This window comes from Vibrio sp. A1-b2 (assembly GCF_021726015.1).
In the GTDB taxonomy this organism is placed as follows: Bacteria; Pseudomonadota; Gammaproteobacteria; order Enterobacterales; family Vibrionaceae; genus Vibrio; species Vibrio diazotrophicus.
This window is the reverse complement of the sequence record NZ_JAKKCI010000002.1, coordinates 98,333-115,087: the sequence shown is the minus strand read 5'-3', so window position 1 is coordinate 115,087 and position 16,755 is coordinate 98,333. Positions and strand designations below refer to the sequence as shown.

Sequence of the window (16,755 nt, the reverse complement as noted above, 5' to 3'; positions counted from 1 at the left end):
AATAATTAATTATAAAAGAGAATATCTTGAATAGATTTAAATTTTTATTGGGGCCAATTTACCCTTTAGCCGCAGCTTCCGTTGCGATGATTGTTTTGTTTACTCTTTCACGCATAGGATTGTCCTTATGGCATTTCGACCGTGTATCAGACGCTCACGGATGGGTTGAGATCCTACTGAGTGGGTTGCGTGTTGATTTCGCGTCTGTATCTTATCTTTTTATTCTTCCAGCCCTATTAGCTTCACTTCTTTCAGGTGATCACGTCATTGGTCGTGTGTGGAACTGGATTCTTAGGATTTGGATAACGGCTGGTTTGTGGTTAGTGGTTTATATGGAAGCCGCGACACCGCCTTTTATCATTGAATACGATTTGCGACCTAATCGATTGTTTGTTGAATATCTTATTTATCCTAAAGAAGTATTTGGCATGCTTTGGTCAGGCTACAAGCTTGAGCTATTTTTGGGGCTCGCTGTAAGTGCCATAACGCTTATTGTTGGTTGGAAATGGTCTGCGTCTGTCGTTAAATCATTAACATACCCACGTTGGTACTGGCGGCCTTTGATTGCTGTTGCTGTGGTTGCTTTATGCTTGATGGGGGCTCGTTCATCTCTTGGACACCGTCCATTAAACCCTGCGATGGTGGCATTTGCTGCTGACCCTTTAGTGAATGACTTGACGTTAAACTCCTCTTATTCCGTAATATTCGCAGCCAAACAAATGGGCTCAGAAGCGAGCGCATTTGAGTTTTATCCAAAAATGGATAAGCAACTGATTGTTGAACAGATCAAAGATTCTATGAATATTAATTCAAAAGCATTCGCTGATAATCAAAAACCAACACTGGCTAATCATGTTGCGTCTTATACCGGTCCAAGAAAGAATGTTGTGATTCTGTTGTTGGAGAGCCATGGGGCACGTTACGTAAAGAGTTTGGGTGGTATTGATGCTTCTCCAAATCTGGACAAACTGATTCAAGAAGGCTGGGCATTTACAAGAATGTACGCTACAGGTACTCGCTCAGTTCGCGGTATCGAAGCGGTAACAACAGGCTTTTCTCCGACACCAGCTAGAGCTGTAGTTAAACTGGGTAAGAGCCAGACGAACTTCTTTACCATCGCTAATCTGTTGAAAGCAAACCAATACCACACTCAATTTATCTATGGTGGGGAAAGTCATTTCGATAATATGAAGAGCTTTTTCTTAGGTAATGGCTTTGTCGATATGCAAGATTTTCCAACATTTTCTTCTCCAAAATATGTTGGCTCTTGGGGAGCTTCGGATCAAGACCTCTTTACGAAAGCCGATGAACAATTTGCACAGCTATCAAAAACAGAACAGCCGTTTTTTAGTTTGGTGTTTACCTCTTCTAACCATAGCCCGTTTGAATATCCAGATAGTGTTATTGAGCCACACAACCAACCTAAACAAACCGTAGAAAATGCGGTTAAGTATGCTGATTATGCGTTAGGAGAGTTTGTCGAAAAGGCGAAGAAATCTAAATATTGGAACAACACTGTTTTTGCAGTGATTGCGGATCATGATGCTCGTGCGACGGGGACGCTCCCAGTGCCAATAGGACACTTTAAAATTCCTGCGGTGATCTTCGGTGGTGGTATTGAGCCTCAAATGGATGATCGCTTGGTGAGTCAAATAGATTTGGTACCGACACTACTATCGTTGGCTGGCATCAGTAGCCAGAACCCTATGATAGGACATGATTTAACACATGAAGTCCCTGTTGAAAAACAACGAGCAATGATGCAGCGCGATAAGAACTTTGCTTGGATGACAGCAGATAACGAGGTGGTGATTATTCAGCCAGAGAAGGGCATTTCTACTTACACTTATAATCCAAATGAAGATTCGTTGACCGCAGCACCTCTCAGTGAAGCGACGGTGATTAAAGCTCACGCCAACGCTATGTGGGGGAATTTAGCATTTGACAACAATTACTATACGGCTCAAAAGAGCTACGCTGTGAATCAATAACAAGAATCTCCTCAAGCAGTTGTTTTTGGCACTGCTTGAGGAATAACGTCACTTCTAAGCAGTGTATAGCGGCTAGCGCTGGCAACAGACAGGGGTTTAGAGAACCAATAACCTTGAAAATAAGATGCGCCCATGTCTTTGTATTTTTGGAACATGGCTTGATCTTCAATACCTTCAAACACAATATCAATCCCTTTTGAGCGGCATAATTGAGTAATAAACTGTAGATACTGCTCATAAGCATCATTGGTCATCGACTTCGTTGTCATCACTCTATCTATCTTAATTTGTTTTAGCGGTAAGCCTAAGAAGCTGTGAATCGAACTGAAACCGGACCCAAAATCATCAAGTGACAACGAAAATCCCATACTGCTGAGAATATAAATCTGGTTTAGTGCATTCTTGTTCCCGTCGAGCATGACGGTCTCTGTTAGTTCCAGAACAATGGATTTTGGTTCGACATTAGAATTTACAGCGAGAGTAAAAAGATTGGTTGGGAAGTTAGTGTCTAAGAGTTGCAATACCGAAACGTTTACGTTTACGCGTATGTTGGCTTTGTTTAATTGGTTGTAGCGACTAATGAATTCACACGCTTTAGCAAAAACTAAATACCCCAGCTCATTAATCAGTCCTTTTTTTTCAGCAATAGGAATAAATTCATCGGGGTATATTTCGCCATAACCTTTAGACCTCCACCGGACTAAAGCCTCGAAACTGGCAACTTTGCCATTGGCTGCGTTGATTATGGGTTGGAACTTTACACTCAGAGAGCGAGAGTGTATTGCTTCTTTAAGTTCTTTCTCAATAAAAAAGAAACGGTCAACACTGTTCTGAGTTCTGCCAGTATAGATCTCAATACGAGAGCAATTGTTTTCACCTGCAAATTGGCAAGTTCTCGAAGCTATACTTAAGCACTCAGAAGGCGTTAAATTGGTGTCTATGTAAGGATAAACACCAATACTAATTTTGTCCCCATACAACTTGCCATATTCGAGTGTAGATTCTGCATAGTGCTTAAGGATATTTTGGCAAAGTCGTTGAAGTTCTCCAGTGGTGTAGTCGCCGTAAAGCAACACAGCAAAATCATCGGAACGTACGCGATAGTGCTCGCAATCATCATCAGGAAGTACACGTAACGCACCCGTTAAGTGTTCAATAATCTGCTGAAAAACATCTGTGCCATATTGGTTAAGATATGACTTAATATCGTCGATCTGGATATAGATAAGGGCGGCGTTTAGTTGTGGTTTTTTGGCGAGGGCTTCTATGTCGTGTATCAGTTTGGTTCTATTTGAAAGACCAGTGGCGTTGTCAAAAAAGGCTGCTTGGTGGAGATAGGATTCCATCAGTTTTTGGTCGGAGATATCTCGATGACTTCCAATCATAAAGGCATGCCCGCATATGTTTTTTGTCGTTGCGACACCTTCAACCCATATGTACTGTCCATTAGTCTTTCTTAAACGGTACTGAGTAACGACATTCCCACCTTCATCAATATGTTGGCCGATTCGGCTATCAAGCAACGCTGCATCTAAAGGGTGTACTATGCTGAACCAATCTGAGAGTTCAATAGTCTTCGATTCGAATCCGAATTGATGATAAAACTCAGGATTATAAAAAGTCATTAAACCCTGTTCATCCATATAGAAAACACCGTGTTTAAACACGTCGAATATATGCACTAAACGCTTTAAATACGTGTCATCTAGAGCATTCTCTATAACAGATAATTTATCTTGTTTTAACGACATAACCGCATACCAACTCTAACAACTGCTAACCATAATGCGAAAAATGGATGAAAGAAATATGAACCTAAAACATCTGTAAGGCTAGAGCTTTAGAGCATTAATCCTAAACGATGTTTCAATTTAAATCTAAATGAATAGTGATTCAATTATTGATAATAATAATTGTTGCTAATCGTGCTATAGCGCAAGCTTTAATAACAAAAAGTACACTTGTAATAGCGCATCTCTTTGATGTTTAAAACAATAGACCTATAAAAATGCGGCTAAGCGCCGCATTTTTGTTTTCGTCAGAAATGTGTTTAGCGTTCCCAATACGCCTCTTCCAAACTGTCTTCGCGTTCAGGCAACGATCGAGATAAGCGAGGTGAGTGCTGTGTTAACACTTCATAGCTGACACGGTTTGCGTATTTACATACCTGAGAGAGAGAAGAGTAAGTCAGATATGGCTGATCGTGCTTAACGGAATTTGGCACATTAATCAGATGGAAGGCGTTGGCCGCCATATCATGCAACAGCGCAGATAAAGCACCGTCACCCGCTCCGTTGGTATTCTTTATTTCTAGTGGACCACCAAGATAAGGGCCAATGTGTGAATAGATTTTGACTGGGTTTGTACAGTCATTTTTGCGCATGGCACGGCTGAATTCGTACTTATTAAACTCTGGAATGTTGCCCGGAAGTAGTGGTAGTTCTGTTTCACGCTTACTGGATTCGTCAGTATAACCAGCCATAAACAAGCCGATTGGTCCTGCGGTACAGAGAACTAAATCGACCCATTGAAGAGCGGCGTCTGATGCAAGAAGCGGATCTTTATGCCCCGTTAACGCTTCACCTTCTTCTTCATTCATAGCCACGACAGTGACGTTTTCCTTTAGAAACTCTTGCCACCATTTCTCATTGCCCTCAATGACGTACTTGGTGCCCAGAGTTAACACTACAGGAATGTTGTTTGCCTTGGCTAATTCAATCGCTCGTTGAACCGCTTGAGGCATAGGATCTTCAGGCTTTCCACGCATAAGATAAGAAGAGACAACCAAAGCCGACGCTTTTTCGAATACTTGCTCAGGAATACTATCCGGACGCAACTTATTCATGTGGCCTTCATTTATCGCAAAGGTACGTTCGCCATCTTCGGTGATTAACGTATAGCAACGACCTATAGGTCCATCAACCGTTTGAAGATGATTGAGGTTCATGCGTGAAGAAGTTCGACATAAGTAACGATAGGCAAATGAACCTACTTCGATGTTTTTAGACATAACACCAAGAAGCACAGATTTGCTATCTGCCAGCACGGAATAGTTGTGTAGCGTATTGCCAATGGTGTCACCCGGATGTTGATGGGTGATGAGATTCAGCTCAACCAGCTCCCTATATAAGGCATCTGCTTTAGCCTCTTCTAGGACAAGAGAATGACCTTTGCTCAAATTGTATTTGGCTAAGAAATCGTTATCGACTCGAGCTTCTATATCAACAATTGTTTGGCCAACACCAACGATAGTTGGACGATGTAGCTTTGGCGCCTGCTGAATGTGGTTGAGTAGTGGATCTCGAGCATGTGTCGGAAAGTAGTGCTTAGATTTACGCTGTCCGGGAAACTTCATCTTGACTGTAAGGGGAAAGAAATATTTCGTGCATAATATCACAAATATATTTTTATATTTTCATTTTATTACACGGAAAATGGTTTTGTGGGTACCACTTTCCGTGCATCTGACTCATTGTTGAGTGGTATTTTGACTATCTGGAAAAGCGTTATAGGCTTTTGTGCCCCAAAGTGGAACAGTTGACAGGCTGTGTTTAAAACTACCATCCGTTTCTTTAGTCGTATAGGACAAATAAAGAAGTGTTTGATTTTCTGCGTCAAAAATACGTCTGACTTTCATAGTCTTAAAGAAAATACTCTTCGACTGCTTGAACACTACCTCACCAGATTTACTCTTATCGATTGATGCGATCATGTCCGGAGTGATATCGCCCGTTTGTCGACACGAGATTGAGCTGTCACTCGGGTCTGAAAGACTTAAATTTGCTTCGATGGACGCTATATGGCAAGTCACACCCTGTATTTTGTCATCATGAAGCGATGCGATTTTAATGTCCTTCATGGTAAATACGCCTAGAGATACATCACCAACTTCATTATCTGAACATCCAACTAGTAGAGTAGACAGTCCTACCATCAAAAGTAACTTTTTCATTGCTTATCCTATGGTGCCGCATACAAAGTTGAACTTATCATAACTCAAGTTGCAAACAGATGCCGAAGCAAATATCTGACTGTAAATAAAGAAAGATGTGTAGATGAGATATCAAGACTTGTGAGATTGAGTGTACCTAAGTATCCTTCGCTTATTCATTACTGCTAAATGTGGTTTTAGCGTAAGTACTTCAATAGAAGAATATTTCATGACAGATTCCTATCCAAACGTCGTTAAAGTGAAAAATCAGTGGCTGTTTGATCAAGTTGAGGTTGAGTTTCCGACGCCTGAAAGTTTAAAAGGCAGAGCCATTTATCAGTCTCTTTGTGAAGAGAATACTGTGACTCCGTTGATTCAAAGTACGCAAGAAACAGACATCAATTTAGATGAAATATATCTGGTTGATTTTCATCGTTTGACTGTGATGTTCTCATTACTTCAAGCGTCGCGAGGACGTGATGAACAAGAGCAAAATTATCTGTTGGAGTTTTTCACCCAAATTATCTTCTCTGAGCCTTGTTATCTTTATGTCGGATTTAAGCAAGCTGAACCCGTGGCTGCTGCTTTAATTACACAAGCTGAAAATGAACTCTTGATATCAGATATTGTTGTTAAAGATCTTACCTATAGTTCTGTTGAGCAATTCTCTCAAGCAGTAACACAAAAGTGGCTAAAAAGTAACGAATTTTCAGGCTCATTCTATATCGAACACTAATATAAAACAGTCAATTGAGTCAGAAATTTCCGGTTTGTTTTAAACAGTGACGGTGCTACAAAATATCAACATTGCTGCGTAAGCAGATTTCAAATTGTTAACTGAATCATTTTTCCTATTGTTTTTGTATTTAAACTGCATAGAAAGGAGAAATATTATGGTTGGCAAAAAGACGAATTGCGTTATTTTCGATTGTGAAGGTACATTGGTCGACAGTGAACGCTTATGTTGTGAAGCCCTTGTGCAAGTCTTTAATGAAATTGGGGCAGAGCTATCTATCGAAGATATTATTGATAACTTTGAAGGTGGCAAAATTGCCGACATTATGCATTCCACTTTGCAACTAGCAGAAAAAACTGCGGATATTGATGTGTTGGAACAGCGATATCGTGAAGTGTTGGAACCTCTCTTCTTACAGAGGCTCACACCAATGCGCGGTGCAGTTGCATTGTTAGATTGGCTTAGAGAAACAGAGACAGAATTTTGCGTTACATCGAACGCGCCCAAAGACCGTATTGAATCGATTCTAAAATCGGCAGGTTTATACAGCTATTTCCAAGGAAAAATCTTTTCAGCCTTCGAAGCAAATAGTTGGAAACCAGAACCGGATTTGATCCGCTATTGCGCTATGAATATGGGCTTTATGTTAGATGAATGTGTTTACGTTGATGATACGCACAAGGGTGTGAAGGCGGGGCTTAATGCCGGTGTAACCACCTTTCAAATCACGCCTTTAACTTGGCAAAATAGAGTGTCTCACCCCAAAGTTACAGTGCTAGAGAGCTTAGAACAACTAACCTTGTATTTAGCTTAAGATTGATATTAAAAATTCAATTAATGAAGCGTGTTCTCCGGCACGTGGATGTACGGGGTTAGCACCAGGTTAGTGGCTAATATTGTAGGCTCAATGTTACTCAATTCTTCCGTGTGGAAACCACATTTGCCACAGAGAAATTTTTCACCGCTTTCAGACAGCATATATTCATCACTTTGACACAGTGGACAGCACTCGATCATTTTCATCACACATTCTCTTCAAATAGTTTTTATTATTTAGTTTTAGCTATTGCTTCTTTTATGCTCAGAATAAACGGAATGTCGGTCGGTGATTGTTATAATTACATTATTCTTTCATTTTTTGAGATTCAATTCATAAATCTATGAATTGAGTTTGTTGATTTCTAAACCTTAATTAACGAACTCAGTGATTTTGATAGAAACTTCAAATACACAAAAAGAAAAACTTTAGTGGGGTCGAAGAAATGGATGATAAATTCTGTATGGTTTTAACCACAACAAACAGTCAAGATGTAACCCAGCAACTGATTCGATATCTTTTATCAAACCAATTGGCTGCATGCATTCAAACAATGCCTATCAACAGTCATTACATTTGGGAAGGTGAGGTATGTAATGATGAAGAGATCCTTCTAGTGATAAAAACCCAATCCAAATTATTCGAGCAAATAACGGAATCGATTGAGCAGTTTCATAACTATGAAGTTCCACAAATTGTTCAAGTGCCTATTACTGATGGCTTCAACCCTTACTTGCAATGGATCGAAGCCAATACGAATTAGGCAGTTAATCGATTGGGGTTAATTCGAATCTGTACTGCGAGTAATGACAATGAGGCTAATGCACCTAAGGTATCGCACAGCATATCTTTTTGGGCATCCCAGATATCACCTTGAGAACCTAAGAAGGCGATACCTTCGTCCCCGCCAGCCAAATCTGCATACCACCATTCAACAATTTCGTAGCCAGCGGCAATACTCATAATACAAAACAGAGCATAGCTACTGGCAAAAAAAGGTTTAGCCAGTTTGTTTCGTATAAGCAGTTCGGCAATTGGGTATGCGTACAAGCCTATGGAAAAGTGCGCGACACGATCAAAGTTATTGCGCTCTGAACCAATGAGGGTATTGAACCAATCAAAAGGAACTTCTGAGAAGGTATATTTAGCGCCAATCGTGTGAAGAGTCAGCCAGACAAAAAACAGGGTATAAGACGTTGTACTCAATCTCTGTTTCATTGAAACCAGCCACACAATCACAAGAATCAATAGCGCGGGTATAATTTCTGCAACCCATACTGCTCGTGATGCCGGTGATATGGCGGAAAAGATAAACACGGCTGTATATGCCAGAGTAAGTAGTGTCAGGCTTCTCGGTACTGTCATAGTTCAAATATCCTTTACTCAATTTCATAAAACATGTTTACATCATTTGAAACAGTGTTCAATTAAGTTGTAGTAAAAATCGAGTAGATTAATCTTAGAGGTAATTAGGAATTACTCGTATTCTAGAGATGAAAAGTTGAATAAAGGTCAAAGCCTTAATAGTTTCGTCCTATTCTTACTCGACAAAAAGCCTCTCATGGCTTTGAATAAAAGAAGGGAAAATTGAGAGAAACTATATGACTGAAGCACAGCAATTGTCTGCATCGTTTCGCAACTATGTTGAGAATCCTTTATTGTGGCCAATTTTGGAAGTGTTGAAACGGCAACCATCTGGTTGGAAAGTTCATACGCTTGCGGCGCATTTGGGTGAACTTGAACTGATGCCGACACTCGATGAAGCTCCAGAAAAAGATTTGTTCAAACGTAATTTTCTTATCATGAATGCGCTTTACCAACTGCAAGAGACTCTCTATCCAAAGCAATGGCTTCAAGTTGAGGCTATGGATATTATTCTGATGCCGATGTTTCGCAATGCCTCCCACGTAATTGATGTTGAAGATCCTTTGCGCGAATACTATTCACAGTGGGAGCACTATGAAGCAAGCGAAGGGGAAGTTAAACGCCTTCTCAATGAGTTTTGGACTCGCTATCGTAAGTTTGTTGGTGGCAGTAGCAAAGACTTAAATCGACAACAAGCCTTACGCTTATTCGAACTCCACGATGATGCTACACACTTTGAAATCCGCAAAACTTGGCGAAAACTCGCGTTAAGATGGCATCCGGATAGAGATAACGGCAATGCGGAAAAATTTAGGATCTTATGTGAGGCTTGGAACATTCTGCGCCAAGAGGCATAAAAATCTTTGACCAGAAAAAACAGCGCAAATTTGCGCTGTTTTTGTTTCGATAATTCTTAATTCTTAATTCTTGAACTTAGCTTTGCGCATACGATTCAGTGCTGCCATTGCATCCAGTATGCGAGGTTTCGCCAAATCGCCATGGTTTGGCATGTTCTCGTGCCAGTTGTCGTTAAGAAAGGCTTCGAAATCTTTAGCTGGGTTTTTCGACCAACCTGGCATCTGTGCAAGCTGGAACCAAAGCCAACCGATAGCATTAACTTCAGAAGGTGACTCTATCTGCTCAAGAGCGCTTAAGTCAGTAAACTCTTTGCCAAAGCGAAGTGAATCTGTGCCTTTTGCAGATACTCGGAATTTGCCTTCCGCCAATATGGTTTGTAATGCCATGCAGTTAAGAGAACGAGGTGCAATGTTTTCCAAAGGTGTTTCACATTCGTTTTTACGTTCAGTAGGGTGAAGCGCAATCACTTGCTGTGCTTTTTCAGTCACGTCAATCGGCTGGAAATCATGCATTTGAATTACCGTGTCAGCCACATCAAGGTAATCCCCAGAACCACCCATAACAACTAAGCTGGAAATTCCCATTTCATCACGCAGTTGACCAATGCGATCGACTAAAGGAGTGATCGGTTCATCACCTTTACTTACCAATGCTTGCATGCGCTCGTCACGTATCATGAAGTTGGTTGCCGAGGTGTCTTCATCAATCAGCAAAGTGCTGGCGCCAGCTTCTATTGATTCCTGAAGCCAAGCCGCTTGTGATGTAGAGCCAGAGGCATCTTGGGTACTAAAGTCACGAGTATCTCGGCCTAGAGGCAAATGGTTGATGTAGTTCGAAAGATTAAGGTTGTGCACGCAGCGACCGTCTTCAGCGCGAATTTTCATGGCATTGACATCAGCGACAATACCTTCACGTCCATCACCCGGAATATGGTTGTAGATTGAACGCTCTATTGCTGTAAGCAGGGTCGATTTACCGTGAAAACCGCCGCCGACAATCAAAGTGATACCTTTTGGAATGCCCATTCCGCGTACTTCACCTTTATTTGGTGCCAGCAAAATGGTTTCCAATTCTTTTGGAGACTGGAATGCAACAGCATCTTTCATTGGAAGGTCGCAGTTACCAGCAATACGTGGCAACACACTTCCGTTTGCAACAAAGGCTACCAAGTTTTTCTCATCAAGTTGAGAACGCAATGCTTCTTGGTCCTCAATGGTTTCACAGTGATGAGTCAGCGCTTCAATATCCAATTCACGAGCATTGGTTGCTTTGCGAATGAATTTAGGCATATGAAATGTAAGCGTGTTGAGTGCCTTCTTCGCGAGAATGTCACGCCCTTCAGCAGGCAGAGACATACGGAAACGCAACTCAATGCCGTGTTCAGTAAATAATACGGCGGTGCTATCCATTACGGTTTGGCCGGTGATATGGATAGTTACGGAGTTTTCTTGCTTGGCAAATTCTGCGAATGAGCGAGCGATAAAGTCTCGGGCAGCCATTTGATAAGCCGGAGACTTATCTTTCAACCATGCTAAGCCAGTGAGTGACCATGCTCTTGTCGCACGCAAGCGCGAAGCTGACGCGAACGGATCTGACTGAACATAATCGATGTACAGATTGTAGTCGCCAAAATCATATTCGCCTTTGATTTGCTGATATGCGCGATAATTCTGTTTTTCGAGTTTTTTCAGTTTTGCTGTTAATACATCCATCACGACTGCTCTTGGAATAATGAAAAGGGGGCGATTATAGGTAGCCCTATCAAGGGAGTAAAGCCATGTGTTGCTTAATCCTTGTGGGATAAACAAAAACTGTACTCTATTTAGGAGTACAGTTTTAGTGGCAGAGGGGTATTTGTCAACAAAGAGGCGGGTTCAGACAAGATGATCTGATTCCCATCAGCGGTTGAATTGATTAATAGTCTTGCGCTAAGAATGGCTTTAAGTCGCCATCCTTTGAGTAGTCGACATTTTCAAAACCAAACCCATTGAGATTAAGAAACTCTTGCTTGAATCCTTGGTAATCGCCCAGTTGTTTAAAGTTATCAGCATTCATTTCGCCGAGAATCGCCAATACTTTTTCCTGAGTGTCTTGGTTAAGTTCCAGATCATCCATGCGGATCAAACGTTCGTTGTCAACTGGCGTGGTGACACTCTCTCCCAGATACAGTTTTTCACTGAATAAACGTTGCATCTGTTCAATACAGCCTTCATGGGTGCCTTTTTCTTTCATCACTCGATAGAGCGCTAAAATGTATGGGCTTAAGCCTGGAATAAACACACTCGCTTTTGTGACTAACGCCTTACAAACCGAAGCGTAAGCGCCACCATTGTAATTCGCTAACTTCAAATTAAGAGAGTGGCTGGTTTGGTGCAAATCAACCTTTGCATAACCCAAGGTACCATCAAGATAGATAGGGTGAGTGATTTCCGGACCAATGTATGAGAAAGCAACGGTTTTACAGCCGTCAGCGATAGAGTCCGAGTTGATCAAAGTATCAATCCAGTTCTCCCAGTCTTCACCGCCCATGACCTTAATGGTGCTGGCAATCTCTTCATCTGTCGCAGGTTCTAGTGTGCTATTTACCCAACTGTCGTTTTCCAGAATGATGGTGGAGCCTGATACTGCATCACCAATCGGTTTGATGGCGGAACGCCAGAACTCGTCACTGTCGCCTTTTCGGCGCATACCACTGGCGATACTGTAGATAACTAGGTCGACTTCACCTTCGAAGTACGTTTCGATTGCTTCGATCACTTGTTCTCTAATTTCTTTTGAGAACACATCACCATCAATATTGACGGCTACATTGCCATTTTGTTCTGCGTGCTTTTTAAAGAAATGGTTGTTGTAGAATCCAGCACTACCCACACCTTTTTCAGATGGCCCGCGCTCCATAGAAACGCCAATAGTGTCAGCATTCGCACCACCGAATGTTAACGCGATACGAGCGGCAAGCCCAAATCCGGATGATGAACCCAAAATTAAGACACGTTTTGGACCATGTTTAATTGGGTTTGCTGATTTAACGTATTGAATTTGCTTTAGAATGGCTTGTTCGCAACCGAAAGGATGTGCGGTACGAGCAACCACACCCTGAATTACGGGTTCTATGAGCATTATTGGTACCTTCTGGTTCTGTGGGGCAGTAACAATAGCGTAAAGTTAGGTAAAGTTTATTGAGCTGAGGCAACAGACCTACAGTTAGTTGGTCATAATGTAGGAAAACACCTTAAAGCAGAGGCTCTAGTTGTTCCGCCATGAAATCGGCTATCCATGGTTGGGCGTCCGGTTTTGGGTGCAATCCGTCTTGCATCATCCATTCAGGTTTGATGATGACTTGCTCTAGAAAAAATGGCACCAGCGGCACGGATTTTTCGTTGGCGATGTTGGGATAAAGTTGTGAGAACGCATCGCTGTAGCGCTTGCCGTAATTAGGCGGGATGCGGATTTGCATCAAGATCACTTGGCTGTTTTGTGCGTGAATAGTGTCGATCATGGTTTTCAGATTGTTTTCAACAAGCTTAGGGGGGAAACCACGCAGGCCATCGTTGGCGCCGAGTTCAATCAAAACGGAGTCAGGTTTGTGCTGTTGGAGTAATGAAGGTAAACGCGATAATCCGTTTCCGGTTGTATCGCCTGATATACTTCCGTTAATTACTGTTACAGATTTCCCTTTGTTTTTTAAAGCATCACCAAGCAAATTAGGCCAAGCTTGTTCTATAGACATGTTATAGCCGGCGCTCAAACTATCACCCAACACTAAGAGTGTGTTACTACTAGCGTTGGTCGAGAAAAATACAACAAGAAGCAAGGAAAGTAGTCTAGTCATGCAATCATCCGTTATTTCAGCTCAGTCTTTATCTAAAGTAGTCTCCACCAATCAGGAGCAATTAACAATCCTCAAAGAGGTGAATCTTGATATTCGCCAAGGCGAAAGTGTGGCCATCGTTGGTACTTCTGGTGCAGGTAAATCCACCTTGATGACACTGCTTGCAGGATTGGACATGCCGACCAGCGGAGAAGTTCATCTATTGGGGAAATCACTGACAGAGCTTGATGATGAAGCGAGGGCCGCGATTCGTAGTCAGTCGGTAGGGTTTGTGTTCCAAAGCTTTTTGCTCATTCCAAGTTTATCCGCATTAGAAAATGTCACTCTGCCGTGTTTGTTAAAGGGCGAAGCCGAAGATAAACAGCGGGCAGAAGCGTTATTAAAATCTGTGGGGTTAGAGCATCGTATTCATCACTCGCCGAGTCAGCTTTCGGGTGGTGAGCAGCAACGGGTTGCTCTGGCGCGAGCGTTTATGATCAGCCCACAAGTGTTATTTGCTGATGAACCGACAGGCAACCTAGATCAGGAAACCGCAGCGAAGGTTATCGATTTACTTTTTGAGTTGAACTCGCAACATGGAACAACATTGGTTCTTGTCACTCATGACCCTGTTCTTGCTGCAAGATGCCAAAGACGCTTTCACATGACGGCAGGTATGTTGGAGGAGCGAGTATGAATGTTGCCCCATCTTTAAACAAACGTCTGTTTCGATGGAGCTTTAGCGAGATTCGCCACGGCCAATTGTGGCCGATTTCCGTAGCTCTAACTCTCATCATTGCTTGTGTGTTTGCTTTAACAGCATTGGCTGACCGTATGGAGCAGGTGGTTGTTAAGCAGGGAAAAGATGCATTGACGGCAGACAGTGTGTTTGTTTCGGCAAATCCTTTGCCTTCAACATTGTTGCAATTGACCAATGAAAATAACCTAACAACTTCCACCATGACTCGTTTTTCCACCATGGCGTTCAGTGACAATGGTATGAAGTTAGTCACGGTTAAAGCTGTAGACAGCCAATATCCATTGCGTGGAGAGATGGAATTGTCGGATGGAAGCACCATCAAGCATCAGATCCAGCCAAATGAGTTATGGTTGGACGAACGAATTTTTAACGAACTGAACGTTAATTTGGGTGACAGTGTCACGATTGGCGACGCTGATTTTGTCGTATCAGGCAGAGTCGTTCAAGAACCCGGTTTAAGCTTCAACCCATTTCAGCAAATGCCGTCCGTTTTTATTCACTTATCAGATGTTGAGCGCACCGGTGCTATCCAAATCGGCAGTAGGGTTCAATACCAGCTTTTCATCAATGCTGAAGAGCCAGTCATTGAACAACTGAAAAAAGCAGTAACTTTGTCCCCGAGTGAGCGATGGAGAGATCAAGACAGCGGCAGCAGAACCAATGAAGTGTTTGAAAGAACCCAGCAATATCTGTCTTTGACTGTGGCTATCGTGATCATCATGGCAGCTACCACTTTGGTTTTGACCTGTCAGCATTATGTTTCTACTCGTCAACGCACGATCGCAATGCTTAAAAGTTTGGGTGCCAGTAAGCAATGGGTAGGGCGTTGGTTGGCCATTCAGGTGGCGTTACTACTTGGTTTTGCCGCAGTGAGTGGCATTGTCATAGGTATGGGGTTGGAATATCTGTTGCGAGTGCCGTTGGTCGACCTGCTGCCTACGCCGCTTCCAAGTTATGGTTATAAGCCAGCGCTGGTGGCGCTGACCTCAAGTGTGTTAATTGCCGTACCTGCTTTAGGTATCCCGCTAGGGCATCTACTTAATGTAAATGCAGCCAGTGTTATGCAGAACACACAAAAGCAGAACCGAATGCGATGGAATATCGCTCTTGCGCTTGTGCCTTTACTGCCCATGCTTGCTTTCTACTGGCAAAACAAGTTGGTTTGGATCGTACTTGCAGGAATAACGGTGCTGTTTTTGATTCTTGCTTTAATCAGCGTTGTGGTGACACGCTCTTTGGCAAAGTTACCGCTTAATACTGCAATGAAGCTGGCTCTTAGCCGGATCAATCGTTCCTCTTTGGCTACGGGTATTCAATTTGGCGCCTTATCACTTTCGTTGATGCTATTGGCTGTAATGTGGCTGGTTCGAACAGATTTGTTGTCTGACTGGCAAAAAACATTGCCAGCTAATGCGGCGAATGCGTTTGCTTTCAATATTGCCACTTATGAAAAAGATGCGTATTTGGAAACTATAGACAAAGCTGGAATTGAACGTTCGGATGCTTATCCGATCATTCGTGGACGATTAACTGAAATTAACGGTGTTGAAGCGAAAACTTATGCACAAGGGGAAGGGAGCAGCGACGCGTTAAGGCGTGAACTTAACTTCACTTGGGGTGATAGCCTACCAACCTATAACGACCTGATTGCTGGAGAGTGGACGCAAAGCAAAGGGGTGTCAGTTGAGCAAGATGTCGCTGAAGACCTTGGCCTGAAAATTGGGGATAAACTGACATTCTCTATCAACAGCCAACCTGTCGCAGCGACGGTAAATACTATTCGTCATGTTGAATGGCGTGCTATGAAGCCTAACTTCTACTTCATTTTTACACCAGATTTATTACAGGACATTCCTAGCTCTTGGCTGGTTAGCTTTCGAATAGAACAGCAGCATGATGGGCTACTTACAGAACTGTCACGTAATCACCCTACAGTGAGCTTGATGGATATCCGAGCAATGGGAGCGAAAATCCAAGATCTGCTGACACAAATTGTTTGGTCGATAACAGTACTTGCTTTGATGGGCGTAGTCGCTGGTATACTCCTGATTTTTACGTTATTACGCTTAAGTCTGAGTCAGCGTCAGCAAGAGATAAGGCTGTATAGAACTTTAGGCGCGAGCCGTCGCCGAGTTACTCAGACTATTTGGTCAGAGTTTGGGCTTATGGCTTTGGTTGCCGGTATCGTTGCTGCTTTAAGCGCAGATGTGGTCGTAGCGAGTGTTATGAAGTTCGGTTTTGACTTATCACCTTCGTTACATCTGAACATGTGGCTGGTGCTGCCAATCGTCACTTTTTGCACATTAGCTGCGGTTGTGAATAGTTTAATTAAGCGTTTGTTAGTTCCTATAAATAAAGCATTTAATTAGTGATTCCTTGAGTAAGTGCGAGAGTTATCCACAAAAACGGTGGATAAATGCTGGGATAACTAAGAGCTCTGATGCAGTGTATCTCTGCCTTAGCCCCGTAGAACCTTTGGCTGCAGA

The 16,755-nt window shown here is 42.4% G+C and carries 15 protein-coding genes; 7 read left to right on the top strand and 8 right to left on the bottom strand.

Annotation, left to right across the window (positions count from 1 at the left end; translation table 11 throughout):
• Window positions 1-26: 26 nt before the first annotated feature.
• Window positions 27-1,991 (top strand): LTA synthase family protein, encoded by a 1,965-nt coding sequence (locus L3V23_RS05375; protein WP_237291995.1) that lies wholly within the window; start codon window positions 27-29, stop codon window positions 1,989-1,991.
• 11 nt (window positions 1,992-2,002) lie between these two features.
• Here the strand turns inward: L3V23_RS05375 and L3V23_RS05370 are convergent, their stop codons facing one another.
• The 3 genes from L3V23_RS05370 to L3V23_RS05360 all read right to left on the bottom strand — a co-directional run bounded on the left by L3V23_RS05370 (window position 2,003) and on the right by L3V23_RS05360 (window position 5,943).
• Window positions 2,003-3,742 carry an EAL domain-containing protein gene (locus L3V23_RS05370; RefSeq protein WP_102963987.1) on the bottom strand — a complete coding sequence of 580 codons (1,740 nt, stop codon included), beginning with the start codon at window positions 3,740-3,742 and terminating at the stop codon, window positions 2,003-2,005.
• Window positions 3,743-4,041: 299 nt separating this feature from the next.
• Entirely contained in the window at window positions 4,042-5,346 is a 1,305-nt protein-coding gene (locus L3V23_RS05365; protein WP_042487356.1) for an inosine/guanosine kinase, read from the bottom strand.
• A 114-nt stretch (window positions 5,347-5,460) separates the two neighbouring features.
• Complete coding sequence (locus tag L3V23_RS05360; protein ID WP_237291994.1) at window positions 5,461-5,943, bottom strand: CreA family protein; 483 nt, start codon at window positions 5,941-5,943, stop codon at window positions 5,461-5,463.
• Between the two features lie 208 nt (window positions 5,944-6,151).
• Here L3V23_RS05360 and L3V23_RS05355 point away from each other — a divergent pair, with 208 nt between their 5' ends.
• Both L3V23_RS05355 and L3V23_RS05350 read left to right on the top strand, forming a co-directional pair.
• Complete coding sequence (locus L3V23_RS05355; protein WP_042487352.1) at window positions 6,152-6,658, top strand: hypothetical protein; 507 nt, start codon at window positions 6,152-6,154, stop codon at window positions 6,656-6,658.
• A 157-nt stretch (window positions 6,659-6,815) separates the two neighbouring features.
• Complete coding sequence (locus tag L3V23_RS05350) at window positions 6,816-7,472, top strand: HAD family hydrolase (RefSeq protein WP_237291993.1); 657 nt, start codon at window positions 6,816-6,818, stop codon at window positions 7,470-7,472.
• Window positions 7,473-7,492: 20 nt separating this feature from the next.
• On the opposite strand, the gene L3V23_RS21410 is transcribed toward L3V23_RS05350, so the two are convergent.
• Window positions 7,493-7,681 carry a transcription initiation factor TFIIIB gene (locus L3V23_RS21410; protein WP_102966887.1) on the bottom strand — a complete coding sequence of 63 codons (189 nt, stop codon included), beginning with the start codon at window positions 7,679-7,681 and terminating at the stop codon, window positions 7,493-7,495.
• A gap of 239 nt (window positions 7,682-7,920) precedes the next feature.
• Here L3V23_RS21410 and cutA point away from each other — a divergent pair, with 239 nt between their 5' ends.
• Window positions 7,921-8,238 carry a divalent-cation tolerance protein CutA gene (gene cutA / locus L3V23_RS05345; protein ID WP_042487347.1) on the top strand — a complete coding sequence of 106 codons (318 nt, stop codon included), beginning with the start codon at window positions 7,921-7,923 and terminating at the stop codon, window positions 8,236-8,238.
• Here the strand turns inward: cutA and L3V23_RS05340 are convergent.
• Entirely contained in the window at window positions 8,235-8,840 is a 606-nt protein-coding gene (locus tag L3V23_RS05340; RefSeq protein WP_102966886.1) for a DUF2238 domain-containing protein, read from the bottom strand. The genes cutA and L3V23_RS05340 overlap by 4 nt on opposite strands.
• A 236-nt stretch (window positions 8,841-9,076) precedes the next feature.
• On the opposite strand from L3V23_RS05340, the gene L3V23_RS05335 reads away from it, so the two are divergent.
• Window positions 9,077-9,697, top strand: coding sequence for a DNA-J related domain-containing protein (locus L3V23_RS05335; RefSeq protein WP_042487342.1), 621 nt, complete (start codon window positions 9,077-9,079; stop codon window positions 9,695-9,697).
• 63 nt (window positions 9,698-9,760) lie between these two features.
• On the opposite strand, the gene L3V23_RS05330 is transcribed toward L3V23_RS05335, so the two are convergent.
• From L3V23_RS05330 to tesA, 3 genes are all read right to left on the bottom strand, one after another.
• Entirely contained in the window at window positions 9,761-11,410 is a 1,650-nt protein-coding gene (locus L3V23_RS05330) for an ABC-ATPase domain-containing protein (RefSeq protein ID WP_102966885.1), read from the bottom strand.
• Between the two features lie 202 nt (window positions 11,411-11,612).
• Entirely contained in the window at window positions 11,613-12,818 is a 1,206-nt protein-coding gene (gene fabV / locus L3V23_RS05325; protein WP_237291992.1) for an enoyl-ACP reductase FabV, read from the bottom strand.
• A gap of 112 nt (window positions 12,819-12,930) precedes the next feature.
• On the bottom strand, window positions 12,931-13,530 hold the full coding sequence (gene tesA / locus L3V23_RS05320; RefSeq protein WP_112403673.1) for a multifunctional acyl-CoA thioesterase I/protease I/lysophospholipase L1: 600 nt from the start codon (window positions 13,528-13,530) through the stop codon (window positions 12,931-12,933).
• Between tesA and L3V23_RS05315 the strand changes: the two genes are divergently transcribed.
• Entirely contained in the window at window positions 13,529-14,206 is a 678-nt protein-coding gene (locus L3V23_RS05315) for an ABC transporter ATP-binding protein (RefSeq protein WP_112403674.1), read from the top strand. The genes tesA and L3V23_RS05315 overlap by 2 nt on opposite strands.
• On the top strand, window positions 14,203-16,638 hold the full coding sequence (locus tag L3V23_RS05310) for an ABC transporter permease (RefSeq protein ID WP_042487327.1): 2,436 nt from the start codon (window positions 14,203-14,205) through the stop codon (window positions 16,636-16,638). The genes L3V23_RS05315 and L3V23_RS05310 overlap by 4 nt, the downstream gene beginning before the upstream one ends.
• The last annotated feature ends 117 nt before the right edge of the window (window positions 16,639-16,755 follow it).